Raw genomic sequence first — 24,326 nt, 5'->3', positions numbered from 1 at the left:
GTTGACTGCTCGGCAGGCGCAGGCTCAGACCTTGTTGAACAGGCCCAGCTGAGCAATTTTGCTGAAGGCCAGTTGCGAGGCTTGCAACATGGTTTGTTGCAAGGTCAGACGGGTCATCACTTCAGCCGGATCGGAATCGCGGATCGATGACTGGGTCTGGGCATTGGCCAGTTTCAGACTCTGGTTGGTATCGCTCTGGGTATCCAGGGCAGCACCGCGACCACCGACCGAGCTAATGGCACTGGACAGCTGATCGGTGCCGCTGGCCAGGTTGGCAATACCCGACGCCAATGACGCTTGCAGCTTCTGAGTAGCGATCGGGTCACCATTGGTTGGTGTATTCAACGCGGTTTTCAACTGGCTCACGGTGTCCAGGATGTTCTGGGTTTCATGAGTGTTGACCGCAATGCTGAACTGATCGTTGGCAGCCGGCGTACCGCTGACAGTGAAGCTCACACCCGAGGCGGTGGCGACGCTGCCGGCCATGGTTCCACTCGACACCGGCTTACTGCTGGCCGTCAAAGGCGCTGCGTACAACTCGAAGGCGGTAGCGCTGGTGAACTTGAGGATCGCCGAGCCACCAGGAAAACTGGCGTGGTAATCCGCCGGGTTGGTGATGCTGCTGTTGGTGACCTGCGCCGCCGAAGGATTGCCCGGGCTGCCGGTTGCGCTGAAAGTATCTGGCTTGGCCGCCAGGGTAAACGTGTGGCCAGGCAGCGCGGTCGCCGCCGTGTCGCCGGCGTTCAGGTTGATGTTCAGGGTCAGCTCGACGCCACGGAAAGTGACGGCCTGGCCGGCCTTGCTGGCAGGATCGAATGCGCCACCCTGACTGGCTTCGGCAGTCACATCATTGCCGCCCGAGTCAGTGATTTTCAGTTGGGTGCCACTGACGAAGTCCACGGTATACGGCTCGCCGCTGCGGAATTTGGCGTTGTAGGTGACGTTCGAAGACACTTGGCCGTTGGACAAGGTCACGCGGCCGTCATCCACGACCGGCGCGGTCCGGGTGACCTCGCTACGGCTGGTGTTGATCGCCTGTTGGAATACGTCCCAACCGGTGCTGTTGGTGGCCATCGACATGGTGTCGCCGATCGCCAGGTCAAGCGTTACCTGGTCACCGTTGTAGCTGTAGGTACCATCGTTGTTGCGTGTGAACGGCACGGTATCGCCCTTGGAGCCGGCGAAGATGTATTTACCGTTCTCGTCCTTGCTGTTCATCAGGCTCAGCAACTGCTCTTCGATCTGCCCCAGCTCCGAGGCGTTGGCCTGGCGGTCGGCATCGGTATAACCGGCGTTGCCTGCGCCCACGGCCAATTCCTTGGCGCGTTGCAGCACATTATTGATGCTGGTCATCACGGCTTCAGTGGTGCCCAGGGTCGCCTTGATGGTGGTGGTGTTGGCCTCGTACTGATCAAGCATCGACGCCTGCTGACCCAGTTGCAGCAAACGCGAGGCACCGACCGGATCATCCGCCGCGGTATTCACACGAACCAGGCTGCTGGCCTCTTCGCTGCTCTTGACCACGTTGGCGAAATTCTTCTGATAGTTGGCGGCCGAGGACTCGTAAAACTGGGCGGTAGAAATGCGCATGGGCTACGACTCCTTAAAGACTGTTGATCAGTGTGCTGAAGATTTCCTGCGCAGCCTTGATGATCTGCGAAGACGCGGTGTAGTACTGCTGGTACTTGACCAGGTTGCCGGTTTCCTCATCGAGGTCGACCCCGGACAACGAGTCGCGAGCGCCCTTGGCGTTGGCCAGGATCGCTTCGGTGGCCGCGCTGTCGAGCTTGCCTTGGGCGGCTTTGGCGCCTACGCCCTCAACCAGTTTGCCGTAGGCATCGTTCAGGGAAATGCCTTTGCTCGCCGAACCGGTGTCCACGGTCTGTTTGGTCTGCAAGCCGGCCAGTGCGGTACCGTTGCGGTTGTCCAGCGTACCCGGCTGGCTGAGCGAGACATTGATCGCAGAGCCTTGGCCTGGCGAACCGGCCACGGTCATGTCAAACGACACCGTGCGCTGCACGATTGGCGGTCCCGGATCATTGATCGCCGCACCGCTGGCGTCGACCAGTGGAATGGTCAGGCTCAGCGTATTGTTTTGACCCGGCACAATGGTGCCTGTGCTGAGCGAGTTGCCTTGGGCATCGAGCAGTTCGTAAGTCTGGGTCGCACCGCCCGTCGCGCCGAACACAATCTTGACCGGAGTCGAGGTCTTCAGACCGTTCTGGATCGTGGTGCTGGTCGCCGTGTCGTAGATATCGAATTTCGTGGTCAGGGTCGGTTGACCGCTGGCCGGAATCGTCAATGTGCCGCTGCCGCCCGCTGCAATGGCCGCGCCCAACGGGGCCGCGATGGCCAGACGCTTGGCGTCGGTCATCTCGGTCTTGATGGTGGTCGCCGCGTTGCGGGTCGGGGTGATCTTGAAGGTGTCGCCGGCGGCTGCGGTGCCACCGGTGAGCTTCATCGAGAAACCATCGATCACTGGCGGCGGCGTGGTCAGCGTGCTGAATGCGCCCATGGCGGTGCCTTCAGGCAGGCGCTGCACGGTGTAGTTGGTGGCGCTGGTGAAGATGACCTTGTAATCGTTGATGGTCAGCTTGCCGCTGTCCTCGATGCTCACCTCGAAGTTGCCCGAGCCGGCGCTGTTGCCGACCGTGGCAACGCTGCGCTGAGCCATTTGCGCGGCGCTGTTGATGCTGTTGAACAGGTTCGAACCGAAGTCACCGTTCTTGTCGATGCCCTGGGCCTGGATGGTATTCATCTGATCGGCGACGACCAGCGCCACACGTCCCAGCTCGTTCATGGCCGGGTCCAGCACGGTGCTGCGATAGCGCAGCAAGCCGCCCATTTCACCACCGCTCATCACCGAGGTGATGTCGATGGTGCTCGAACCACGATTGAGCTGAATGGCCGAGCGCGATGGGTCGTCTTTGCTCGGCACCACTTCCAGTTTGCTGGCGGTGCTGCCCATGACCAGCGGCTGACCGCTGCCCAGGTAAATGTCGAGGTTACCGTCACGCTCCATCACCTGCGCACCGGTGAAAGTGGACAGTTGGCGTACCGTCTCGTTGCGCGCATCGAGCAAGTCGTTGGGCTGGCCGCCGGCTTTGGAAACTTCGGAAATCTTCTGGTTCAGCTGGGCCACGGTGGCGGCCAGTTTATTGACCTGATCAGCCATGTCCGCCAGGTTGCCGTTGACGTTGGCGTTCTGCTGCGTCAACTGGCTGGAGATCGAATTGAACCGGTTGCTCAGGGCTTGCGCATCGCTGAGCAGCAGTTGGCGGGAAGCATCGTCGCCCGGCTTGGCGTTGACGTTCTGTACCGAGGCGAAGAACTTGGTCAAGGCACCATTGAGGCCGGTGCCGCTGTCCGAGAGCAATTTATCGAGCGGGCTGATCTGCCCAGCGTAGGCAGCCGAGTCGCTGTTAAGCGAAGTGGTGGTCTGCAGCTGCGCATCGAGGTAGCTGTTGTACACCCGACGCACATCGGCCAGGGTCGTACCGGTGCCAATGTAGACATTGCCGAACGGATTCGAAGCCTTGGTGCCCTGCACGGTTTGCTGGCGTGAGTACCCGGCGGTGTCGGCGTTGGCAATGTTATTGCCGGTCACCATCAACGCGGTTTGACCCGCGGATAAACCCGACATCCCGATATTGAGCAAACTCATGGTTCAGACCTTATGCCTTGTGCCTATAAAGGCGTAATGGAAGCGCCCGCCGCAGCGTAGTTTTGGTAACTGGTCATCTGCTTGGCTATCTGCGAAATCTTGCTTGCGTAATCCGGGTCGGTTGCATACCCGGCTTTTTGCAACTCGCGTACAAACTGTTCTGGGTTATCGGCCGACTTCAGCACATCTTGATAGCGATTATTGCTTTGCAGCAGCGTTACAAGGTCATGGAAGCTGTCTTTGAAAGAGCCGTAGGAACGGAACTCGGCCGTCTCCTTGACCATCGCCCCATCTCTGAATTCGCTGGTGATCGCCCGCGCCGAATCGCCCTTCCAGTTACTGCTGGCCTTGATGCCGAACAGGTTGTGGCTGCTGCTGCCATCCTGGGCGCGCATGACTGATTTACCCCAACCGGTTTCCAGGGCAGCCTGAGCCACCAGGTAACGTGGATCGACTCCGATACGGTCGGCAGCTTCTTTGGCCATCGGCAGCATGGTGTTGACGAATTCGTCGGCGGAACTGAAGGCTTTTTTCGGCGGAGCCAAGGGGATTTGAGCCATGGCACGCCCATAAATCTGCAGGCGCCCGCGGGCTGTCGTATCCGTTTGCGCAGCCAGCCAATCGCCGTTGTACAGAGGGCCGGAACCGGTCCTGGTGCTCTGCGGCATCGCGATAGTGCTCTGCGCCGTTGTGGCGGTTGTTGCAGTTGTTGCAGTGCTCGATGCCGACGGCACCAGCCCGGCGAGCAAACGATCAGCCAGTTTCGGCGGCAGTGCCAGACGCCGCTGATTGATCAGCGCCATGTCATTGCGATGAGCGCCCTCGCCCGCGCTTTCCGGCGTTTTCACCGAGCGCGAAGCCCACAACGGGCGCTCACCGTTGAGACGCGACAGCGGCCCGTGGGTGGCAGCCGTACCAGCGGCAATCGGCGTTTCCACGGCGGCTTTCGCGGCCGCTTGCTTGGCGGCAGACGCTGCCGCGGCCTCACCCGGCGCCATTGGTTTGTTCTTCGACATCTGGCGCATCAGCACGTCCGCCAGGCCAATACCGCCGCCTTCGCGGGACAGGGAAACGGCCAACTGCTGGTCGTACATTTCCTGGTATTGCTTGGCGGCCGGTGTGTTGAGCGGGTTGTCCTGGCCCAGCGCTTCGGTGGCCGAACGCATGGACTTGAGCATTTCACCCAGAAACAGCGATTCGAATTCCTGCGCCACTTTGCGCAGGTTCGCATCGCTGTTCTTGTCGCCGACCTTGAGCTGGTTCAGGCGATTGAGGTCCGAGTAGGAACCCGAATCGCTGCTGCTGACCAGACCGCTTTTACGCATATCCATGGTCGCCGCCCTCAGATCACAATCAGATCGGCTTGCAACGCGCCGGCCTGCTTCAGCGCTTCGAGGATCGCCATCAAGTCACCCGGTGCCGCGCCGACCTGGTTCACCGCACGGACGATTTCGTCGAGGGTGGTGCCCGGGCCGAATTTGAACATCGGCTTGGCTTCTTGCTGGGCGTTGACCCGCGAGCGCGGCACCACTGCCGTCTGCCCGTTGGACAGAGGGCCGGGCTGGCTGACGATCGGGTCTTCGGTGATGGTCACGGTCAGGCTGCCGTGGGTCACGGCGGCCGGAGAAACCTTGACGTTCTGGCCGATCACGATAGTGCCGGTGCGCGAGTTGATGATGACTTTCGCCACCGCCTGACCCGGGTCGACTTCGAGGTTTTCGAGGATCGACAAATAGTCGACCCGCTGGCTCGGATCAAGTGGCGCAGTCACGCGGATCGAACCACCGTCGATGGCCTGAGCGACGCCAGGGCCAAGCATGTTGTTGATCTTGTCGACGATGCGCTTGGCGGTAGTGAAGTCCGAACGGTTGAGGTTCAGGGTCAGGCTGTTGCCCTGATTGAAACCGCTTGGCACGGCACGCTCGACCGACGCACCGCCAGGGATGCGACCGGCCGACGGAACGTTGACGGTGATCTTCGAACCGTCACGCCCTTCGGCATCGAAACCACCCACCACCAGGTTGCCCTGAGCGACGGCATAGACGTTGCCGTCGATACCCTTGAGCGGCGTCAGCAACAAGGTACCGCCACGCAGGCTCTTGGAGTTACCGATGGACGCAACGGTGATATCTATCTGTTGACCCGGCTTGGCGAACGCCGGCAGATCAGCACTGATCGACACCGCCGCGACGTTCTTCAATTGCACGTTGCCCGAACCTGCCGGCACCTTGATGCCGAACTGCGAAAGCATGTTGTTGAAGGTCTGCAGGGTGAACGGGGTCTGGGTCGTCTGGTCGCCGGTGCCGTTAAGCCCGACCACCAGGCCGTAGCCGATCAATTGGTTGGAACGCACCCCGGAAATACTGGCGATATCCTTCAGCCGCTCGGCTTGAGCGTCGAAGGCTGCGGACATCAGGAGCGCAGCCACCATCAGGTGTTTGAAGTTCAACATGCTCACCAGAGAAGCCACCTAGAAAGGGAACAGCGGGCTGAGGAAGAAACGGTCGAACCAGCCTGGCTGACTCGCATCGGCAAACGCACCGGTGCCCGAATAGGTGATGCGCGCATCGGCGACGCGGGTCGACGACACGGTGTTGTCGGTGGCGATGTCATCGGCGCGAACGAGGCCGGCGATCCGCACCAGCTCATCACCGGTGTTGAGGGTCAGCCACTTCTCGCCGCGCACGGCGATGATGCCGTTGGGCAACACGTCGGCGACAGTCACGGTGATCGAACCGGTCAGGCTGTTGCTCTGGCCGGACTTGCTGTCGCCCTTGGTGGCGCGGTCACCTTCATAACCGACGTCCAGGCTCAGGCTACCGCTGCCCACTGGATCACTGGTGCTCAGGCCGCCCCCGAAAAACGAGCTCAGGCCGATGTCGGTCTTGCTGTTCTTGTCGATCTGCGAGTTGGCGTTCTTGCTCGCCTGGGTACGCTCATTCAGGGTGATGGTGATGATGTCACCGACCCGGAACGCCTTGCGGTCGCTGTACAGGTTCTGTTCGAAACCGGCCTGGTAGATCGAGCCGTTATTGGCGGCAGCCGGCAGCGGCGTGCGCGGCAACACCGGGGCGTAGTAAGGGTCATTGGGCTTGGGCGGCGGGGCAACGCAGCCCGCAAGCGCGACGACCCCACTCAGTGCCAGAACAGATACAAAGCGATTCATGACCCTACCTCACGGTGTTGCAGGCGACCTCATGGCCGCCTCATAGACTTGATTACAGATTCTGCGTTACGAACGAGAGCATCTGGTCGGCGGTGGAGATCACCTTGGAGTTCATCTCGTAGGCGCGCTGAGTGGTGATCATGTTGACCATCTCTTCAACGGTGCTGACGTTGGACGTTTCCAGGGTGTTCTGCAGCGTGGTGCCGAAACCGGCAAGGCCCGGGGTGCCGACTTGCGGCGCGCCACTGGCAGCGGTTTCCAGGAACAGGTTGTTACCCACCGCTTGCAGACCAGCCGGGTTGATGAAGTCGGCGGTTTGCAGGTTGCCGATCACCTGGGAGGCCGGGTTGCCGGCAACGGTGATGGACACGGTGCCGTCACGGCCGACGGTGAAGGTCTGGGCATCGTTGGGAATGACAATGGCCGGCTCCAGGGCGAAACCGCTGGCGTTGACGATCTGGCCGTTGGAATCGAGGTGGAATGTACCGTCACGGGTGTAGGACGTGGTGCCGTCCGGCTGCAGGATCTGGAAGAAACCGCGACCGTCGATGGCCATGTCCAACGGTTGCTCGGTGGTTTGCAGGCTGCCGGCGGTGAAGTTCTTCTGGGTGCCGACAATGCGCACACCGGTACCCACTTGCAGACCCGACGGCAATTCGCTGTCCTGGGTCGACTGGGCGCCTGGCTGGCGTTTGATTTGATACAGCAAGTCCTGGAACTCGGCGCGGTCACGTTTGAAACCCGTGGTCGATACGTTCGCCAGGTTGTTGGAAATGGTGGTGAGGTTGGTGTCCTGGGCGGACAGACCTGTTTTGGCAACCCATAGAGCCGGAAGCATTCGATTCTCCTCGTGCGCCTGTTTTACGGCGCGACGTTCTGATAATTAGCTGATCTGCAAGACCCGAGCCATGGCCTGGTCGTCGTCTTTGGCGGTGTTCATCATCTTGATGTGCAGCTCGAACTGCTTGGCCAGCGCCAGCACCGAGGTCATTTCTTCCACGGCATTGACGTTGCTCGACTCAAGGAAACCGGACACCAGTTTGACATTGGCATCGGCCTGCGCCGGCTTGCCGTCCTTGGTGTGGATCGAACCGTCCAGGCCTTTGGTCATGTTCTTGAAGTCCGGGTTGACCAGTTTGATCCGGTCGACTTCAGCCATTACGCGTGGGCCTTCACCCATCGCCCGGATGCTGATGGTGCCGTCTTCGCCGACTTCGATTTGCTGCTCGGGCGGCACCGCAATCGGTCCGCCATTGCCTACCACCGGCATACCGTTGCCGGCACGCAGCACGCCCAGGGCGTCAACGTTCAAGCTGCCGGTGCGCACGTAGCTTTCGCCGCCATCGGGGTTCTGCACGGCGATCCAGCCGTTGCCCTGCACCGCGACGTCGAGGTCGCGACCGGTTTCCACCAGCGAGCCAGGAGAGAAGTCGGTGGCTGGACGTTCGCTCATGGCAAACGCACGCGCCGGAAAGCTGTCACCAAACACCGGCATCGAACGGGCCTGTTCCAGGTCCTTCTGAAAACCGTTGGTAGAGATGTTCGCCAGGTTGTTGGCATGAGCCTTCTGCGCCAGTGCATTCTGGCTGGCGCCGGTCATTGCCACATAAAGGTACTTGTCCACACTCTTTCCTCTGCATGCCGGACGTTTGCCGCCCACCGCTGTACTGCTGAGCCATAAGCAATTAGCAGACCAACTTTTTTCTGGCGGCGCTGCGCCCGGCAAACAAAGGACTTGAGGGATTCAGAGGGGATTGAGGGAATGTTTCGAAGACGAAAAACCGGCGGTGTTATGCCGCTTGCGGCAAGCATCGACCTTTGCAGCCAACACAGATTCCTGTGGCGAGGGGGCTTGCCCCCGTTCGGCTGCGCAGCAGTCGTAAATACGGACAACTCGACGGATCTGAAAGATTGCAAGGGGGCTGCTTTGCAGCCCAACGGGGGCAAGCCCCCTCGCCACAAAAGCTCCCTCGCCACATCAGGTATTGTCTTTACCGACCTCATACTCACGCAACTTGTTGGCAATGGTGGTATGCGAAACCCCCAACCGCTTGCCCAGTTGCCGACTGCTCGGATGCTCGGAATACAAACGCTCCAGCACCGCTTTTTCAAAGCGCCCGACAATCTCGTCCAGGCCGCCCTCCAGCGAGAAATCGCCCAGGGGCTGACGCACGCCGTAATCCGGCAGACGAATATGTTCCGCCTTGACCGTCCCGCCGTCGCACAGGGAAACCGCCTGGAACAGTACGTTTTCCAACTGCCGTACATTGCCCGGCCAGTGATAGTGACTGAGCCGTTCCATCGCCGCTGGCGCCAGTTTCGGCAACGGGCAACCGATCTGCCGGCTGGCCTGATCGAGGAAGTGCTCCACCAGCGGTGCCAGCCCATCGAGGCATTCGCGCAGCGGCGGGATGTGCAGCGAGAGCACGTTCAAGCGGTGGTACAAATCCTGGCGAAACTCACCGCGCGCACACAGCTCGGACAAATCCACTTGCGTTGCGCAGATCACCCGCACATCCAGATAAACCTCTTCATCGCTGCCGACACGACGGAAGCAACCGTCCTGCAGGAAGCGCAGCAATTTCACCTGCAAGCGCGGGCTCATTTCGCCGACGCCGTCGAGGAATAACGTACCGCCCGCCGTCAGTTCCAACAGCCCAAGCTTGCCTTCGGCCCGCGCGCCTTCGAAGGCACCGGGACCGTAGCCGAACAATTCGGTTTCGGCCATGGACTCCGGCAAACCGGCGCAGTTGAGCGCCATCAACGGTGACTGCCCACGGGGGCTTGCCAGGTGACAGGCCCGCGCCAACAACTCTTTGCCGGTGCCGGTTTCGCCTTCTATCAATAGCGGCGCATCCAGCGGGGCCATGCGCCGCGCTTCGCGCACCACTGCTGCCATCACTTTCGAGCTCTGGAAAATGCTATCGAAGCCGCGCAGTTCCTGCTTGCGCACGTTATAAATGCGCTCGCCCACCCGGTCCGCCCGGTGCAGCGTCAACACCGCCCCGGCCATGGCCTCGCTTTCGTCATGCTCCGATTGCAGCGGGGCGATATCGGCGAGAAACACGTCACCCTTGACCTTGACCCGCAAGCCGTTGATCCGTGACTTGTTGGCGCGCACCAGTTCCGGCAAATCGAAATCCTCGGCGTACCGTGACAGCGGAATACCTGGCACCTCGTCCACCCGCACCCCGAGCAATTGCGCCGCCGCACGGTTGGCCGCGACGATGGAGCCGCCCATGTCGATCGACAGCACCGGAAACTCCAGGGCGCCGAGCAAGGCATTGAGTTCCATGTGCCGACGCTCGCTGGGCATCAGCCCGACGCGTTTGACGCCGAATACCCCGCCAATCGCCTCGAACTTCGGACGCAACGCCTGGAACTGAATATTGATCAGGTTCGGGCAGTGCAAGTAGATCGCATTGCCGTGCTCACCGCCCACTTCGCCGCGAGCGACGTTGATCCCGTACTCGACCAGCAGGTTGAGAATGTCGCGCAGAATACCGATGCGGTTCTGGCAGTGAACTTTGATACGCATAGAAAGGCCCGTAACAGCGATGAATGAGGCCCGGCGCAAGAAAATTTTTGCGCGGGCACCCAGTTAGTCGTCAAGATTATGTGACACCCGTGGGCCATTTCAAACCCGAAAATATCAATACTTACGCCACACCAATCAAACCGTAACGAATATTTTACAAAAAACACGGGCTTTTCCTGCTTTTACCGCGAACCCCCTGCTGTAACACCGCACGCCTTGGGGTATTTCTAGGTCCATAGCTGTACACACAACAAGAACGAATCCCCTAGCAGGAGAGCAGCATGAAGCAGACGCAATACGTGGCTCGTGAGCCCGATGCGCAAGGTTTTATCGACTACCCCGCCGAAGAACACGCGGTGTGGAACACGCTGATCACTCGCCAACTGAAAGTGGTCGAGGGCCGTGCGTGCCAGGAATACCTGGACGGTATCGAAAAACTCGGTCTGCCCCACGACCGCATTCCGCAACTCGGTGAAATCAACAAGGTCCTGGGTGAAACCACCGGCTGGCAGGTTGCCCGAGTTCCCGCACTGATTCCCTTCCAGACCTTTTTCGAATTGCTGGCGAACAAGCAGTTCCCGGTGGCGACGTTCATTCGTACCCGCGAAGAGCTGGATTACCTGCAAGAGCCGGATATTTTCCACGAGATTTTTGGCCACTGTCCGCTGCTGACCAACCCCTGGTTCGCCGAATTCACCCACACCTACGGCAAACTTGGCCTAAAGGCTTCCAAGGAAGAACGGGTGTACCTGGCGCGCCTGTACTGGATGACCATCGAGTTCGGCCTGGTCGATACGCCACAGGGCCTGCGCATCTACGGTGGCGGCATTCTGTCCTCGCCCAAAGAAACCGTTTACTGCTTGTCGAACGAGCCTGAGCACCAAGCCTTCGACCCGCTGGAATGCATGCGCACGCCGTACCGCATCGACATCTTGCAACCGCTGTACTTTGTCCTGCCGAACCTCAAGCGCCTGTTCGACCTGGCCCACGAAGACATCATGGGCATGGTCAAGCAAGGTATGCAGCTGGGGTTGCACGCGCCGAAATTTCCGCCAAAAGCCGCGTGACCCGCGCCTTTTGGCATCAAGTGAGTCTGTTACGGATCGCCGCTTTGCTTTAGCGTGATCCCACTGACGACCGTTTTTCAAAACACTCGATTTCAGGAACACATCATGTCCACATTGAACCAAGCCCATTGCGAAGCCTGCCGCGCCGACGCCCCACAGGTCAGCGACGAAGAATTGCCGATCCTGATCAAGCAGATCCCTGACTGGAACATCGAAGTGCGCGACGGGGTGATGCAGCTGGAAAAAGTTTTCCTGTTCAAGAACTTCAAACACGCACTGGCGTTCACTAACGCCGTCGGTGAAATCTCCGAGGCCGAAGGTCACCATCCGGGCCTGCTGACCGAGTGGGGCAAAGTCACTGTGACCTGGTGGAGCCACTCCATCAAAGGCCTGCACCGCAACGACTTCATCATGGCCGCGCGCACTGACGAAGTGGCGAAGAGCGCCGAGGGCCGCAAATAATGCATTTCGACGCCATCGGTCGAGTGCCCGGCGACCCGATTCTCGGCCTGATGGAGGCCTATGCGCTGGACCCTGATCCGCGCAAGTTCGACCTTGGCGTGGGCGTTTACAAAGACGCCCAGGGCCAGACGCCCATCCCCGAAGCGGTGAAGCTCGCCGAGCAGCAGCTGGTGGATCGTCAATCCACCAAAACCTACATCGGCGGCCACGGCAATGTAGCGTTCGGCAAAGTGATCAACGAGTTGGTGCTTGGCTCCGATTCGGCGCTGATCGCCGAACAACGGGCCGGCGCCACTCAGACGCCGGGTGGCACTGGCGCGTTGCGTTTGAGCGCCGACTTCATTGCCCAATGCCTGCCGGGCCGTGGCGTTTGGTTGAGCAACCCGACCTGGCCGATCCACGAAACCATTTTCGCGGCAGCCGGGGTCAAGGTCAGTCATTACCCTTACGTGGGCAGCGACAACCGTCTCGATGTGGAAGCAATGCTGGCGGTGCTCAATGAAGCCCCCAAGGGCGACGTCGTTCTGCTGCATGCCTGCTGCCACAACCCGACCGGTTTCGATCTGTCCCATGACGATTGGCGTCGAGTGCTGGACCTGGTGCGCAGTCGCGATTTGCTGCCACTGATCGACTTCGCCTATCAGGGTTTCGGTGACGGCCTGGAGCAGGATGCCTGGTCGACCCGGCTGTTCGCCGCCGAGTTACCGGAAGTGCTGATCACCAGTTCTTGCTCGAAGAACTTCGGCCTGTACCGCGACCGCACCGGCGCATTGATTGTCTGCGCGAAAACCGCCGACAAGCTGGTGGATATCCGCAGCCAACTGGCCAACATCGCCCGTAACCTGTGGTCGACGCCACCGGATCATGGCGCTGCCGTGGTCGCGACCATTCTCGGCGATCCAGAGCTGAAAAGCCGTTGGGCTGACGAAGTGGAAGCCATGCGTTTGCGTATCGCCCAGTTGCGCAGCGGCCTGGTCGAAGCGCTTGAACCTTATGGCTTGCGCGAGCGATTTGCGCACATCGGCGTGCAACGCGGGATGTTTTCCTACACCGGTTTGTCGCCGGAACAGGTCAAGCAACTGCGCGAACGCCACAGCGTTTATATGGTCAGCTCAGGTCGGGCGAACGTCGCGGGGATCGATGCGACGCGTCTGGATCTGCTGGCCGAAGCCATCGCTGAGGTTTGCCGCCCTTAAAGATCGCAGCCTTCGGCAGCTCCTACAGGATGTACGCCAATCCAGTGTAGGAGCTGCCGGAGGCTGCGATCTTTTGATTTTGATCTCCAGGCTGCGCTAGCGCCTACACAGACCTGTCTAGACAATCCCATCCGTCGCAACAAATGGATATAAAAGTCTATTTGTCATTTCTCCTGCTGTATCCTGCGCAGGCTTTTTTAAAAGCGCGGATCTACCAGATCTATCAACAGACTTAGCGAGGAGCGCGAACATGCACGAGATCCCTAATCTCCCCTTCCCAAGCCTGCACGAAACTGAGCAGACAACCACGCAACAAGCCGGTGCCCAACAGCCCGAAATGAAAGAAGCACCTGAACGCCGCCAGGCCGACAGCGAAGACTGATACACCTGCAATGCCAGACCGTGTGGAAAGCGCTAACATGCGCTTTCCACACTGCCTGAACCGCGAGCCCGCACCATGAGCGATGATTTCACTGAAGCCCAGGCCAGCGTCCTGATCGGCACCGCCGAGAAGATGATCGAGATCTGGAACCGCCTTTCCCCCGAGAAACAAGCCGCGCTGCTGGCCCGCTTCGGCAGTGAAGAAAACGCCTTGGCCGCCCTGGTCACTACGCACCTGGTAGCCCCCGCAAAATCCTGATTATCCCAGCCCGCCAAATAGTTTTACTTTTTCACGCCCCGCGACCGTCCACGCCGCTATCATAAGCAGCCTATCTATCCTGCTGCCCCGTGGACCTTTACCCATGCCAGAAACCCAGCGCCCCATGGCGGTCACGCTGCAAGTCGTTTCCATCGTCCTGTTCACCTTCATCGGTTACCTGAATATCGGCATTCCCTTGGCCGTGTTGCCCGGCTATGTCCACAGCGACTTAGGCTTCGGCGCCGTGATCGCCGGGCTGGTGATCAGCGTGCAATACCTGGCCACCCTGCTCAGCCGTCCTTACGCCGGGCGCATCATCGATAACAAGGGCAGTAAACTGGCGGTGATGTATGGCCTCGCCGGCTGCGGTTTGAGCGGAGTATTCATGTTGATTTCGGCCTGGACACAAAGCCTGCCGATGTTAAGCCTGATCAGCCTGTTGATCGGCCGGCTGGTGCTCGGCAGCGCAGAAAGCCTGGTCGGTTCCGGTTCGATCGGCTGGGGCATCGGCCGGGTCGGCGCAGCGAACACCGCCAAGGTCATCTCCTGGAACGGCATCGCCAGTTACGGCGCGCTGGCGGTCGGCGCACCGCTGGGGGTGCTGCTGGTGAATCAGCTGGGGTTGTGGAGCATGGGCGTTAGCATCGTGCTGTTGGCCATTCTGGGCCTGGCGCTGGCCTGGCCAAAAACCGCTGCACCGATCGTAGCCGGCGAACGCCTGCCGTTCATGCACGTGCTGGGGCGGGTGTTTCCTCACGGCTGTGGCCTGGCCTTGGGTTCCATCGGCTTTGGCACCATCGCCACATTCATCACCCTGTATTACGCCACTCAGCAGTGGTCCAACGCGGTACTGTGCCTGAGCCTGTTTGGCGCCAGTTTTATCGGTGCGCGATTGTTGTTCGGCAACCTGATCAATCGCCTCGGCGGCTTTCGCGTGGCGATTGCCTGCCTCTCGGTGGAAACCCTCGGGCTGTTGCTGCTGTGGCTGGCACCCGATGCCCATTGGGCACTGGCCGGCGCGGCGCTGAGCGGTTTCGGTTTTTCGCTGGTGTTCCCGGCCTTGGGCGTGGAAGCGGTTAACCTGGTACCCGCCTCCAGCCGTGGCGCGGCAGTCGGGGCGTATTCGTTGTTCATCGATTTGTCGCTGGGGATCACCGGGCCGCTGGCCGGCGCGATAGCTGCGGGGTTTGGTTTTGCCTCGATCTTTCTGTTTGCCGCCCTCGCCGCTTTGAGCGGATTGATACTAAGCGTTTACTTGTACCGGCAGGCGCCAAAGTATCGTGAAGAAAGAGAAGCGCGTTAAAAGTCGACCTTTCCGCGCCCAGCCTTGATGCTGCCGCGCTTGGTCTTTGATTCGAGCCGACGCTTTTTCGAACCGAGTGTCGGTTTGGTCGGACGGCGCTTCTTCTCGACCTTGGTGGCGCTGAGGATCAACTCGGTCAGGCGCTCCAGCGCATCGGCACGGTTCTGCTCCTGCGTACGATATTGCTGGGCCTTGATGATCAACACGCCGTCGCTGGTGATGCGACTGTCACGCAGCGCCAGCAGCCGCTCCTTGTAGAACTCGGGCAAGGATGAGGCCGGAATGTCGAAGCGCAGGTGCACGGCGCTGGAAACCTTATTGACGTTCTGCCCACCGGCGCCCTGGGCGCGAATGGCCGTCAACTCGATCTCGGCATCCGGCAGATGCACGTTGTTGGAAATCACCAGCATGGAAAAAGGTCCGTATTCAGAACAAGCAGGATACCGCGAATAGACAGAAGGAATGCGGCCCCTGTGGGAGCGTGGCTTGCCCGCGATGAACGATAACGCGGTTTGCCTGATGAACCGCGGCGCCTGAATCGCGGGCAAGCCACGCTCCCACAGGTTTTTGTATGGACCCACAAATGAAAAACCCGGCACATGGCCGGGTTTGTTGTTTCTGCGCTTTGCACTTACTTCGCGGTGGAACCCGCGGCCAGCAACGCCTGCTGCGCACTGCGCTTGTTCTTGATGCCGTAGCAGATCCACATGAAGACGACCCACACAGGAATCGCATACACCGAGATCTGGATGCCCGGGATCAGCAGCATCACGCCAAGGATGAACACCACGAACGCCAGGCAAACATAGTTGCCGTACGGGTACCACAGGGCCTTGAACAACGGCGTCTGTTTGGTCTTGTTCATATGCTGACGGAACTTGAAGTGCGAGAAGCTGATCATCGCCCAGTTGATCACCAGGGTGGCCACCACCAACGACATCAACAGTTCCAGCGCATGTTGCGGAACCAGGTAGTTCAGCAGCACCGCGACCAGGGTCACGGCGGCCGAAGCCAGAATCGAACGCACCGGTACGCCACGCTTGTCGATCTTCGACAGGGCCTTCGGCGCATCGCCCTGTTCCGCCATGCCCAGCAGCATACGGCTGTTGCAGTAGGTGCCACTGTTGTATACCGACAGCGCCGCGGTCAGGACCACGAAGTTGAGAATGTGCGCGGCGGTATCACTGCCCAGCATCGAGAACACTTGCACGAACGGGCTGCCGCTGTAGGCATCGCCGGACGCGTTCAGCGTCGTCAGCAGGCTGTCCCAAGGGGTCAGCGACAACAGAACCACCAATGCGCCGATGTAGAAAATCAAGATCCGGTAGATCACCTGGTTGATCGCCTTCGGGATCACGGTTTTCGGTTTGTCGGCTTCGGCAGCGGTGAAACCGAGCATTTCCAGGCCACCGAAGGAGAACATGATGATGGCCATGGCCATCACCAGTCCGCCGACGCCGTTCGGGAAGAAGCCGCCGTGTTCCCACAGGTTGGTGACAGAGGCTTGGGGGCCGCCGTCGCCGCTGACCAGCAGGTAGCTGCCGAGCGCAATCATGCCGACGATGGCCACGACCTTGATGATCGCAAACCAGAACTCGGCCTCGCCAAAGACTTTGACGTTGGCCAGGTTGATCAGGTTGATCAATACGAAGAAACCGGCTGCCGAGACCCAGGTCGGGATGTCCGGCGCCCAGTAATGGATGTATTTGCCGACCGCGGTCAGCTCGGACATGCCCACCAGGATGTACAGGATCCAGCAGTTCCAGCCCGACAGGAAGCCGGCAAAACCGCCCCAGTATTTGTGGGCGAAGTGGCTGAAGGAACCGGCGACTGGCTCTTCGACGATCATTTCACCCAGTTGGCGCATGATCATGAAAGCGATGAAGCCGCAGATGGCGTAGCCCAGGATCATCGACGGGCCGGCGGATTTGAGCACGCCGGCCGAGCCGAGAAACAACCCGGTACCGATCGCGCCACCGAGGGCGATCAGTTGAATATGGCGATTTTTCAGGCCGCGTTTCAGCTCGCCTGAATGCGAGTTTTGTCCACTCATGAAAAGGGTCTCACGCAAGGTTTGATGATGTTCAGTAGACGTTGCTGCTCAGTTGCGATTTCAAGCAGCGCCGATCAAACCCCAGCGCAGGCACCAGGAGTTCAGCGTTTTTACGACAGTCATGCGTCACCTGTTTGTTTTTATCTGTGACGAAATCGAACCCGACACGCTCGTGACGCGGCGGAGTGAACAAAGCGATTAGCCTTGAGGTTTGCGCTGTTGCGCAGAGGGTCACAGTTAAAACGCGGCGCATTGTACACCTGTAACCCCCTGCTGCCAGACACCACTGGATCAGCGTGTCGGTTGCCGGGATTGCCTGTGTCCGCCTCGAGAGTCTCGGGCGACTGCAAAAATGGAGTCAGACCTTTGCAGGTCGTCGATAAGGGCAGCGGGAAAAGCGCCCTTTTGGGGGAGATGGAGATGAGTCACGGCGTACATTGCGCCTCCTTCTTGTTATGTCCTGCACGACAGGCATGGGGCGCATCTCACCCTTGATACGCTGCCGAAACAAGCGTGCCAGAGCCGTGGAAGGCCACCAACTCGGCGGCTGGCGGCAGGTTTTCCTTACAGAACTTTTTCTCGTGGCATTCCACGGGATTCAACTGCGCTTTTTGTAAGATTTTATTGACAAGGCGTAACGTAAATTTTCCAAATCAGATTCAGAAGCCCGGTGACTGTAAATTGACGATAGGAAGCTTCCTAAGGAAATGTCCTGCCTAGTTTTCTGTTTTCCATTAAAAATATCGGCTTTTGAAAAATGGAATAAATAGTTCAAATTGAAATTGTTTAATTATTTTTTTGCATTTCAAAATCCTGTGAACTAGGTTTTCAGCGACTTGCCGAGCGGCATCGATCGGCACGTTAACGCGCTCTTCAATGAGTGAAAAGCACGCCGCTGTTCTCAGCGAAGCTGTTCTTACCGAAGGAATCATCTAGGAGACTCACCATGCAAGCATTGGACAAAGACCTGGACACTGAACTGCAACTGGACGATTGGTTTGCAGCACCGACCCATGATGCCGCCGTCGAGATGATGCAAGCCGATGCGGTTGTTCCGTTTGGCACGGCGATGTGGCCTCTGTAAGACATCCAGGCAGGCACGATCCGGCCGGTCGTGCCTGCCACTTATTCGGTTCGTCAGGGAGGACTCCATGGATAAGCAACGCGCCGTCTCGCATTTCCTTTACTACCTCGAACATCACCCTGCCGTTGCCGGTATCAACCCGGCGAAGGTCTTGCTTGGCCATACCGCTGATTACGAGACATATACCCGCGCCATCGTCGAACAGGCCGGTAACAGCCCACGGTTCAGCTTCAGCGCGATGCGTCTGGACCTCGAACCCACCGAATGGCTGACACAGGCGATTACCGACAGCGATCTGTACATTTTCTTCTACGATTCTTCCACCCTGCCCAACCCGCGTCCCGATGGACCGGAGTTTGTCCGTGCGCTGCAAGGCGTGATGGCGCAGAACTGGAAGAAGTCATTGTTGTTCAAGGATTACGGCGATTACTTCTACGACACGTTCAGTGTCACCCCGCAGCGAATTGCCGGGTTGAATAGCCATTTGATCCAGCGCATGTCCCACGCCACTACCCTGAATTTCAAAGATGAGCACGGGTCGTGGTTCGAAACACCCTTGAGCAGTATCAAGAAGTGGACCGACATCAACGGGATCGGCAATTTCGACCTGGCGCCTGGCGAGATCGCTACCCATAGCGAAGCCATTAACGGGCGGGTGAAATTCATGGGGACTTTCCTCGGTACGATTCCATTTGCCCGCAAGTACGGCGTATTGGCGTCACCGCTGGAGTTGTGGATCGAAAACTCGACCATCAGCAAAATCGCCACCGATGTACCGGGGCTGGAACATGACTTCAACAAGTACCTGGACGCCAATCCGTCCAATCGGCGAATCGAGGAATTGGGGATCGGCACCAATGAAGGCGTGAAAGATTTGTATGCGCGCAATGCCGGGTTCGAGGAGCGCCATTGCGGCTTGCACCTGGGGTTGGGTGGAGGCGCCAAGGGTAGCCATCATCTGGACCTGATCTTCTCCAGTGGCATGTTGGCACTGGATGATGACCCGGTGTTTGATCGGCGGTTTGTGTTCTAGCTGATCGTTCCCACGCTCCGCGTGGGAATGCCTCAATGGACGCTCCGCGTCCGCTTTCGAGAGGTGACGCGGAGCGTCACAGGCTGCATTCCCACGCAGAGCGTGGGAACGATCAAAAAACACCACATCCCTAAAACCAGACCTCAAAAAAAACGCCACCCCGAAGGATGGCGTTTTTCATGCGGCGCTTACCGATTATTCAGGTTTGCGACGACCGAAGCCCGGGCGCTGGCCGGAACCGGCGGGTGCGCCGCGGCGTTTGCCTGATGGCGCGTCACGGTCGACCAGTACGATGCCTGGGCGTTTCTTCGGCGCCGGCTTGGCCGGGCGCTTGGTATCGGCCGGGCGGTCTGCCACAGGCGTGCCACGACCGGCAGGCGCACCGCGATCGCTACGACCACCAGCCGGAGCGCCACGGCCTTCGCCACGCTCAGTGCGACCGTTGGCCGGGCGCGGCGTGCGTGGACCGCGCTCGCCATCCTGACGTGGCGCAGGCTTGCGGGCCGGGCGCTCGCCCTCGATCTGTGGCTCGCGGGATTCGCGCGGGCTGACAGCGGCCGAACCCGCGGCTGGACGCAGGGTACGCACCCGTTCGGTCTTGCCCACCGGACGGGACGATTTGCGCTGCATACGCTCAAGCTTGTCTTTGCTCTTGGCGTTCATTTGCGGCATTGCCACCGGGGTCAGACCGACTTCAGCACTGAGAATGTCGACTTCGTACTGGCTCATTTCGCGCCAGCGGCCCATCGGCAGGTCGGAGTTGAGGAACACCGGACCGAAACGCACGCGCTTCAGGCGGCTGACCACCAGGCCCTGGGATTCCCACAGACGACGGACTTCGCGGTTGCGACCTTCCATCACCACGCAGTGATACCAGTGGTTGAAACCTTCGCCACCCGGAGCCTGTTTGATGTCGGTGAACTTGGCCGGGCCGTCTTCGAGCACCACGCCTGCCTTCAGGCGTTCAATCATCTCGTCGTCGACTTCGCCACGTACACGTACCGCGTATTCACGGTCCATTTCGTAGGAGGGGTGCATCAGGCGGTTAGCCAATTCGCCGTCGGTGGTGAACATCAGCAAACCGGTGGTGTTGATGTCCAGACGACCGATGTTGATCCAGCGACCTTCTTTGGGGCGCGGCATCTTGTCGAACACGGTCGGACGACCTTCAGGGTCGTTACGGGTGCAGATTTCACCGTCGGGCTTGTTGTACATGATCACGCGGCGTACCGACTCGGCGGCTTCTTCGCGCTTGATCACCCGGCCATCGATGGTAATGGCGTCATGCAGGTCGACGCGCTGGCCGAGGGTGGCGTCTTTGCCATTGACCTTGATGCGGCCGTGGCTGATCCAGGCTTCTACGTCACGGCGCGAACCGACGCCGATACGGGCGAGGACTTTCTGCAGCTTTTCGCCTGCAGGGCCGATTTCCTGGTCGTCTTTCTGGTCGTTGATACTCATCTGGGCACCTCCCGGTGTGGTCTGTTCAGGCTTTTGCCTGAAGATGTGAAAGCTGGTCGTTTGACGAAGATCGCCAAAGGGTCGCGAATCATACGCTCATGGAGACGTTCGCGCATCAGAGACTAGCTGATCGACAGTCGGTTATTTGCTTTTGCGCCGAACGGTGGTGCCGGGGTCTTTGATTGCCGACACAAAACACTGTGGGAGCGGGCTTGCCCGCGATTGCGGTGGGTCAGACAGCAATGATTTGACTGACACTCCCTCTTCGTGGGCAAGCCCGCTCCCACAGGGATTTCCATTGTCCACAGGATTTGATCAATCTTCGAACTGGCGACGTTCGGCCTCAATTGCTTCTGCCAAAGCCTTGGCTTCGGCTTCTTCGTCGGTCAATTCGGGCTCAGGTTTCGACTGTTCGAGCGCGGCGACGGCGGCCAGGAGTTTTTCACGGGCTTCGGCGACACCAAGAATGTCATCTTCCTGTTCGGGTTCGGGTTCGGGTTCGACTTCAGCCTCAATCCGAGGTTCAACTTCGGTTTCAGACTCGGGTTGAGCCAACTCCCCTTCGCTCTCGTTCACCGCCCCATCTCGCAACAAATCGTCGAAGTCGGTCTTGAGCCCCTCTTCCATGGTGTCCAGTTCCAGCAACAGTGTGTGGAAACTGGTTTCTTCCTTTGGTTCTTCCGGCTCGGCACTGGCGTCGGCCAGGTCCTGCAAGCCTTGCGGCACCGCAGCGTCGTCGAAATCGAGCACAGGATCCGGTTCCAGCTCACGCAGTTCAGCCAGCGGCGGCAAGTCGTCGAGGTTTTTCAAGTTGAAGTGATCGAGAAACGCCTTGGTGGTGGCGAACATCGCCGGTTTGCCGGGCACATCGCGGTAACCGACGATGCGGATCCACTCACGCTCCAGCAGGGTTTTCACAATGTGGCTGTTGACGGCCACGCCGCGCACGTCTTCGATCTCGCCCCGGGTGATCGGTTGGCGATAGGCGATCAGGGCCATGGTTTCGAGCATGGCGCGGGAATAGCGTTGCGGCCGTTCTTCCCACAAACGTCCGACCCACGGCGCGAACTTTTCGCGGATTTGCAGGCGATACCCGGAAGCGACTTCCTTCAACTCGAAAGCACGGCCGTCGCAGGACTTTGCCAGAATCGTCAGCGCTTTCTTGAAAACAGGTGGCTCGGGCCGCTCGCCTTCTTCGAACAATTCAAACAGGCGTTCAAGCGATTGCGGTTTTCCCGAGGCCAACAGAAAGGCTTCAAGCAGTGGCGCCAGCTCGCGGGGTTCAGTCAGGTTCATGATTCAACTCGTTATTCGGCTCGGGCCCGGACATGGATCGCCGCGAACGGCTCATTCTGCACCAGCTCGACCAAGGATTCCTTGACCAGTTCGAGGATTGCCATAAAGGTCACCACCACGCCCAGGCGCCCTTCTTCAGCGGTGAACAGCTCGACAAATGGCACAAAACCACCGCCCTTGAGCCGTTCCAGTACATCGCTCATTCGCTCGCGGGTGGACAGCGCTTCACGGCTGACCTGGTGGCTTTCGAACATGTCGCCACGGCGCAGCACCTCGGCCATGGACATCAGCAACTCTTCCAGGCTCACATCTGGCAACAGTTTGCGCGCCCGGGCTTGCGGGGCCTCGAGCTTGGGCACCACCACGTCACGACCGACGCGGCTCAGACCATCGATGCCTTCGGCGGCAGCCTTGAACCGCTCGTACTCCTGCAAGCGGCGAATCAGCTCGGCGCGAGGATCGTCCTCTTCGTCCTCAATCGTTTCGGCACGGGGCAACAACATCCGCGACTTGATCTCGGCCAGCATCGCGGCCATCACCAGATACTCGGCGGCCAGCTCCAGGCGCACCGACTGCATCAACTCGACATAGCCCATGTACTGACGGGTGATTTCCGCCACCGGAATGTCGAGGATGTTGATGTTCTGTTTGCGGATCAGGTACAGCAGCAAGTCGAGCGGGCCTTCGAAGGCCTCAAGAAAGACCTCGAGCGCATCCGGCGGGATGTACAGGTCCAGGGGCATTTCCATGACTGCCTGGCCATAGACCATGGCGAAAGGCAGTTCTTGCTGGGCACCGGCCTGGCTGTCGACGGGTTCTACTGCAGACATCTAGGCCTCGGCCATGAAAGGCGCAGGGTCGCCGCAACCGACACGCAGAACTTCCGGTTCGCCGTCGGCGAGGCTGATCACGGTGGATGCCTTGATCCCGCCGTAACCGCCGTCGATGATCAGGTCCACTTGATGCTCAAGCAGCTGACGCATCTCATAAGGATCGGTCAACGGGTCAGTGTCGCCGGGCATGATCAGGGTCACGCTCATCAGCGGCTCACCGAGTTGTTCCAGCAACGCCAGCGCTATCGGATGGCTGGGCACACGCAGGCCGATGGTGCGTTTTTTTGGATGCAGCAACAACCGCGGGACTTCGCGAGTGGCGTTAAGAATGAAGGTGTAAGGACCCGGCAAGTGAGCCTTGAGCACCCGAAAGGTGCCGGTATCGATCTTGGCAAACAGCCCCAACTGCGACAGGTCGCTGCAAATCAGCGCGAAGTTGTGTTTCTCGTCCAGCTGACGCAGCCGGCGCACGCGCTCCACGGCGTTTTTGTCGCCGATCTGGCAACCAATTGCGTAGGACGAGTCTGTGGGATAAATCACCACCCCGCCGTTGCGGATGATCTCGACAGCCTGTTTGATCAGGCGCGCTTGCGGGTTTTCCGGATGAATCTGGAAAAATTGACTCACATTCTCTACCTGTTCAGACGACGGCAATAATTGGGTCATGTTTGAATCGACACCACAGTGGTGGCAGATCCTCTGGAAGCGGGCGGTATTCACCGATCTCGGACCAGCCTCCAGGGCCATGAAAATCACTGCCGGCGCTGACCAGCAGACCAAACTCGCGGGCAAGAATGGCCAGGCTGCCCACTTGTTCGGCGGGCTGATGGCCATTGACCACTTCAATCGCGTGGCCCCCTGCTTGAATATAGTCGGCAATCAGGCGGCGACGCTTGCTGCGAGTGAAATCGTAGTGCCAGGGATGCGCCAGGCTGACCCAGGCACCCGCGGCGCGCAGGGTGGCGACGGTGTCTTCGAGGGTTGGCCAGTGTTGTTTGACGTCCCCCAACTTGCCGGCGCCCAGCCATTTGCGAAACGCTTCGGCGCGATCCTTGACGAAACCTTCACGCACCATCCAGTCGGCGAAATGCGGACGGGCCGGCGCGTTACCGCTGTCGCCCAGTTCCTGTTGGATGGCCCGGGCGCCCTCGAGCGCCCCCGGCATGCCTTTAAGCGCCAACTTGCGGCTTATTTCTTCGGACCGTAGCCAGCGGCCATCGTGCAATTTTGCGATGGCCTCGGCCAACGGCGGCGCTTTGACGTCGAAACCGTAGCCCAAAACATGAATGGTCGCCCCGCCCCAGGTGCAGGACAATTCAACGCCATTGACCAGCTGCATGCCCAGCGCCGTCGCGGCGCTACGGGCCTCGTCGAGGCCTTCAAGGGTATCGTGATCGGTCAAGGCCAGGACTCGCACACCTTTCTCGAACGCACGCGCAACCAGTGCCGCCGGCGCGAGGGCGCCATCGGAAGCCGTGCTATGGCAGTGCAAATCAACATTCACAGGACTGTGTAACCTCAAATCAGCTG

General features: G+C 59.6%; 23 protein-coding genes. 8 read left to right on the top strand and 15 right to left on the bottom strand.

The window, feature by feature from the left end:
• Window positions 1-24: 24 nt before the first annotated feature.
• From BZL43_RS23145 to BZL43_RS23105, 8 genes are all read right to left on the bottom strand, one after another.
• Complete coding sequence (locus tag BZL43_RS23145; protein WP_095634441.1) at window positions 25-1,590, bottom strand: flagellar hook-associated protein 3; 1,566 nt, start codon at window positions 1,588-1,590, stop codon at window positions 25-27.
• Window positions 1,591-1,603: 13 nt separating this feature from the next.
• The gene (gene flgK, locus BZL43_RS23140) at window positions 1,604-3,664 is read right to left on the bottom strand and encodes a flagellar hook-associated protein FlgK (protein ID WP_095634440.1); all 2,061 of its coding nucleotides are present in this window, start codon (window positions 3,662-3,664) and stop codon (window positions 1,604-1,606) included.
• Window positions 3,665-3,687: 23 nt separating this feature from the next.
• A complete protein-coding gene (gene flgJ, locus BZL43_RS23135) occupies window positions 3,688-4,995 on the bottom strand; it encodes a flagellar assembly peptidoglycan hydrolase FlgJ (RefSeq protein ID WP_095634439.1) in 1,308 nt (435 codons plus the stop codon).
• 11 nt (window positions 4,996-5,006) lie between these two features.
• Entirely contained in the window at window positions 5,007-6,116 is a 1,110-nt protein-coding gene (locus tag BZL43_RS23130; protein WP_008072568.1) for a flagellar basal body P-ring protein FlgI, read from the bottom strand.
• Between the two features lie 18 nt (window positions 6,117-6,134).
• A complete protein-coding gene (gene flgH / locus BZL43_RS23125) occupies window positions 6,135-6,830 on the bottom strand; it encodes a flagellar basal body L-ring protein FlgH (protein ID WP_095634438.1) in 696 nt (231 codons plus the stop codon).
• Between the two features lie 52 nt (window positions 6,831-6,882).
• Window positions 6,883-7,668: a flagellar basal-body rod protein FlgG gene (gene flgG, locus BZL43_RS23120; RefSeq protein WP_008011001.1), complete on the bottom strand. Its 786-nt coding sequence runs from the start codon at window positions 7,666-7,668 to the stop codon at window positions 6,883-6,885.
• Window positions 7,669-7,713: 45 nt separating this feature from the next.
• Window positions 7,714-8,454 (bottom strand): flagellar basal body rod protein FlgF, encoded by a 741-nt coding sequence (locus BZL43_RS23115; RefSeq protein WP_008074885.1) that lies wholly within the window; start codon window positions 8,452-8,454, stop codon window positions 7,714-7,716.
• 354 nt (window positions 8,455-8,808) lie between these two features.
• Entirely contained in the window at window positions 8,809-10,368 is a 1,560-nt protein-coding gene (locus tag BZL43_RS23105; protein WP_007902506.1) for a sigma-54-dependent phenylalanine hydroxylase transcriptional regulator PhhR, read from the bottom strand.
• A 281-nt stretch (window positions 10,369-10,649) separates the two neighbouring features.
• Here BZL43_RS23105 and phhA point away from each other — a divergent pair, with 281 nt between their 5' ends.
• From phhA to BZL43_RS23080, 6 genes are all read left to right on the top strand, one after another.
• Window positions 10,650-11,435 carry a phenylalanine 4-monooxygenase gene (phhA, locus tag BZL43_RS23100; RefSeq protein ID WP_095634437.1) on the top strand — a complete coding sequence of 262 codons (786 nt, stop codon included), beginning with the start codon at window positions 10,650-10,652 and terminating at the stop codon, window positions 11,433-11,435.
• Window positions 11,436-11,540: 105 nt separating this feature from the next.
• Window positions 11,541-11,897: a 4a-hydroxytetrahydrobiopterin dehydratase gene (locus tag BZL43_RS23095; RefSeq protein WP_095634436.1), complete on the top strand. Its 357-nt coding sequence runs from the start codon at window positions 11,541-11,543 to the stop codon at window positions 11,895-11,897.
• Window positions 11,897-13,093, top strand: coding sequence for an amino acid aminotransferase (locus BZL43_RS23090; RefSeq protein ID WP_095634435.1), 1,197 nt, complete (start codon window positions 11,897-11,899; stop codon window positions 13,091-13,093). Before BZL43_RS23095 ends, BZL43_RS23090 begins: the two co-directional genes overlap by 1 nt.
• A 250-nt stretch (window positions 13,094-13,343) precedes the next feature.
• Window positions 13,344-13,475 (top strand): hypothetical protein, encoded by a 132-nt coding sequence (locus BZL43_RS28660; RefSeq protein ID WP_256348506.1) that lies wholly within the window; start codon window positions 13,344-13,346, stop codon window positions 13,473-13,475.
• Between the two features lie 75 nt (window positions 13,476-13,550).
• Window positions 13,551-13,733, top strand: coding sequence for a hypothetical protein (locus BZL43_RS23085; RefSeq protein WP_095634434.1), 183 nt, complete (start codon window positions 13,551-13,553; stop codon window positions 13,731-13,733).
• Between the two features lie 103 nt (window positions 13,734-13,836).
• Window positions 13,837-15,036 carry an MFS transporter gene (locus tag BZL43_RS23080; RefSeq protein WP_095634433.1) on the top strand — a complete coding sequence of 400 codons (1,200 nt, stop codon included), beginning with the start codon at window positions 13,837-13,839 and terminating at the stop codon, window positions 15,034-15,036.
• Here the strand turns inward: BZL43_RS23080 and arfB are convergent.
• Window positions 15,033-15,446: an alternative ribosome rescue aminoacyl-tRNA hydrolase ArfB gene (gene arfB / locus BZL43_RS23075; protein ID WP_008074893.1), complete on the bottom strand. Its 414-nt coding sequence runs from the start codon at window positions 15,444-15,446 to the stop codon at window positions 15,033-15,035. The genes BZL43_RS23080 and arfB overlap by 4 nt on opposite strands.
• A gap of 221 nt (window positions 15,447-15,667) precedes the next feature.
• Window positions 15,668-17,089: an amino acid permease gene (locus BZL43_RS23070; protein WP_095634432.1), complete on the bottom strand. Its 1,422-nt coding sequence runs from the start codon at window positions 17,087-17,089 to the stop codon at window positions 15,668-15,670.
• Between the two features lie 946 nt (window positions 17,090-18,035).
• Here BZL43_RS23070 and BZL43_RS28335 point away from each other — a divergent pair.
• Entirely contained in the window at window positions 18,036-18,173 is a 138-nt protein-coding gene (locus tag BZL43_RS28335; RefSeq protein ID WP_168185136.1) for a hypothetical protein, read from the top strand.
• A 67-nt stretch (window positions 18,174-18,240) separates the two neighbouring features.
• The gene (locus BZL43_RS23065; RefSeq protein WP_095634431.1) at window positions 18,241-19,206 is read left to right on the top strand and encodes a leucyl aminopeptidase; all 966 of its coding nucleotides are present in this window, start codon (window positions 18,241-18,243) and stop codon (window positions 19,204-19,206) included.
• Window positions 19,207-19,401: 195 nt separating this feature from the next.
• Here BZL43_RS23065 and rluB read toward each other — a convergent pair whose 3' ends face one another.
• The 5 genes from rluB to BZL43_RS23040 all read right to left on the bottom strand — a co-directional run bounded on the left by rluB (window position 19,402) and on the right by BZL43_RS23040 (window position 24,300).
• Complete coding sequence (gene rluB, locus BZL43_RS23060) at window positions 19,402-20,667, bottom strand: 23S rRNA pseudouridine(2605) synthase RluB (RefSeq protein WP_095634430.1); 1,266 nt, start codon at window positions 20,665-20,667, stop codon at window positions 19,402-19,404.
• 315 nt (window positions 20,668-20,982) lie between these two features.
• Entirely contained in the window at window positions 20,983-21,963 is a 981-nt protein-coding gene (gene scpB / locus BZL43_RS23055; RefSeq protein ID WP_095634429.1) for an SMC-Scp complex subunit ScpB, read from the bottom strand.
• An 11-nt stretch (window positions 21,964-21,974) separates the two neighbouring features.
• Window positions 21,975-22,733 (bottom strand): ScpA family protein, encoded by a 759-nt coding sequence (locus tag BZL43_RS23050; RefSeq protein ID WP_177409351.1) that lies wholly within the window; start codon window positions 22,731-22,733, stop codon window positions 21,975-21,977.
• Between the two features lie 60 nt (window positions 22,734-22,793).
• Window positions 22,794-23,423, bottom strand: coding sequence for an L-threonylcarbamoyladenylate synthase (locus tag BZL43_RS23045; protein WP_095634427.1), 630 nt, complete (start codon window positions 23,421-23,423; stop codon window positions 22,794-22,796).
• Window positions 23,424-23,436: 13 nt separating this feature from the next.
• Complete coding sequence (locus BZL43_RS23040; protein WP_095634426.1) at window positions 23,437-24,300, bottom strand: PHP domain-containing protein; 864 nt, start codon at window positions 24,298-24,300, stop codon at window positions 23,437-23,439.
• Between the last annotated feature and the right edge of the window lie 26 nt (window positions 24,301-24,326).

Origin of the sequence: Pseudomonas sp. PICF141 (genome assembly GCF_002286815.1) — a bacterium.
Taxonomy (GTDB): domain Bacteria; phylum Pseudomonadota; class Gammaproteobacteria; order Pseudomonadales; family Pseudomonadaceae; genus Aquipseudomonas.
Note: the sequence above shows the minus strand (reverse complement) of the source record. Positions and strands in the feature narration are given on the sequence as shown.

Coding starts and splice junctions, on each gene's coding strand:
- flgJ (WP_095634439.1), bottom strand. CDS start 4,995: ATGGATATGCGTAAAAGCGGTCTGGTCAGCAGCAGCGATTCGGGTTCC.
- flgK (WP_095634440.1), bottom strand. CDS start 3,664: ATGAGTTTGCTCAATATCGGGATGTCGGGTTTATCCGCGGGTCAAACC.
- rluB (WP_095634430.1), bottom strand. CDS start 20,667: ATGAGTATCAACGACCAGAAAGACGACCAGGAAATCGGCCCTGCAGGC.
- arfB (WP_008074893.1), bottom strand. CDS start 15,446: ATGCTGGTGATTTCCAACAACGTGCATCTGCCGGATGCCGAGATCGAG.
- flgG (WP_008011001.1), bottom strand. CDS start 7,668: ATGCTTCCGGCTCTATGGGTTGCCAAAACAGGTCTGTCCGCCCAGGAC.
- BZL43_RS23130 (WP_008072568.1), bottom strand. CDS start 6,116: ATGTTGAACTTCAAACACCTGATGGTGGCTGCGCTCCTGATGTCCGCA.
- BZL43_RS23050 (WP_177409351.1), bottom strand. CDS start 22,733: ATGGTCTATGGCCAGGCAGTCATGGAAATGCCCCTGGACCTGTACATC.
- BZL43_RS23095 (WP_095634436.1), top strand. CDS start 11,541: ATGTCCACATTGAACCAAGCCCATTGCGAAGCCTGCCGCGCCGACGCC.
- BZL43_RS23090 (WP_095634435.1), top strand. CDS start 11,897: ATGCATTTCGACGCCATCGGTCGAGTGCCCGGCGACCCGATTCTCGGC.
- BZL43_RS23085 (WP_095634434.1), top strand. CDS start 13,551: ATGAGCGATGATTTCACTGAAGCCCAGGCCAGCGTCCTGATCGGCACC.
- flgH (WP_095634438.1), bottom strand. CDS start 6,830: ATGAATCGCTTTGTATCTGTTCTGGCACTGAGTGGGGTCGTCGCGCTT.
- BZL43_RS23105 (WP_007902506.1), bottom strand. CDS start 10,368: ATGCGTATCAAAGTTCACTGCCAGAACCGCATCGGTATTCTGCGCGAC.
- BZL43_RS23070 (WP_095634432.1), bottom strand. CDS start 17,089: ATGAGTGGACAAAACTCGCATTCAGGCGAGCTGAAACGCGGCCTGAAA.
- BZL43_RS28660 (WP_256348506.1), top strand. CDS start 13,344: ATGCACGAGATCCCTAATCTCCCCTTCCCAAGCCTGCACGAAACTGAG.
- BZL43_RS23080 (WP_095634433.1), top strand. CDS start 13,837: ATGCCAGAAACCCAGCGCCCCATGGCGGTCACGCTGCAAGTCGTTTCC.
- BZL43_RS23065 (WP_095634431.1), top strand. CDS start 18,241: ATGGATAAGCAACGCGCCGTCTCGCATTTCCTTTACTACCTCGAACAT.
- scpB (WP_095634429.1), bottom strand. CDS start 21,963: ATGAACCTGACTGAACCCCGCGAGCTGGCGCCACTGCTTGAAGCCTTT.
- phhA (WP_095634437.1), top strand. CDS start 10,650: ATGAAGCAGACGCAATACGTGGCTCGTGAGCCCGATGCGCAAGGTTTT.
- BZL43_RS28335 (WP_168185136.1), top strand. CDS start 18,036: ATGCAAGCATTGGACAAAGACCTGGACACTGAACTGCAACTGGACGAT.
- BZL43_RS23145 (WP_095634441.1), bottom strand. CDS start 1,590: ATGCGCATTTCTACCGCCCAGTTTTACGAGTCCTCGGCCGCCAACTAT.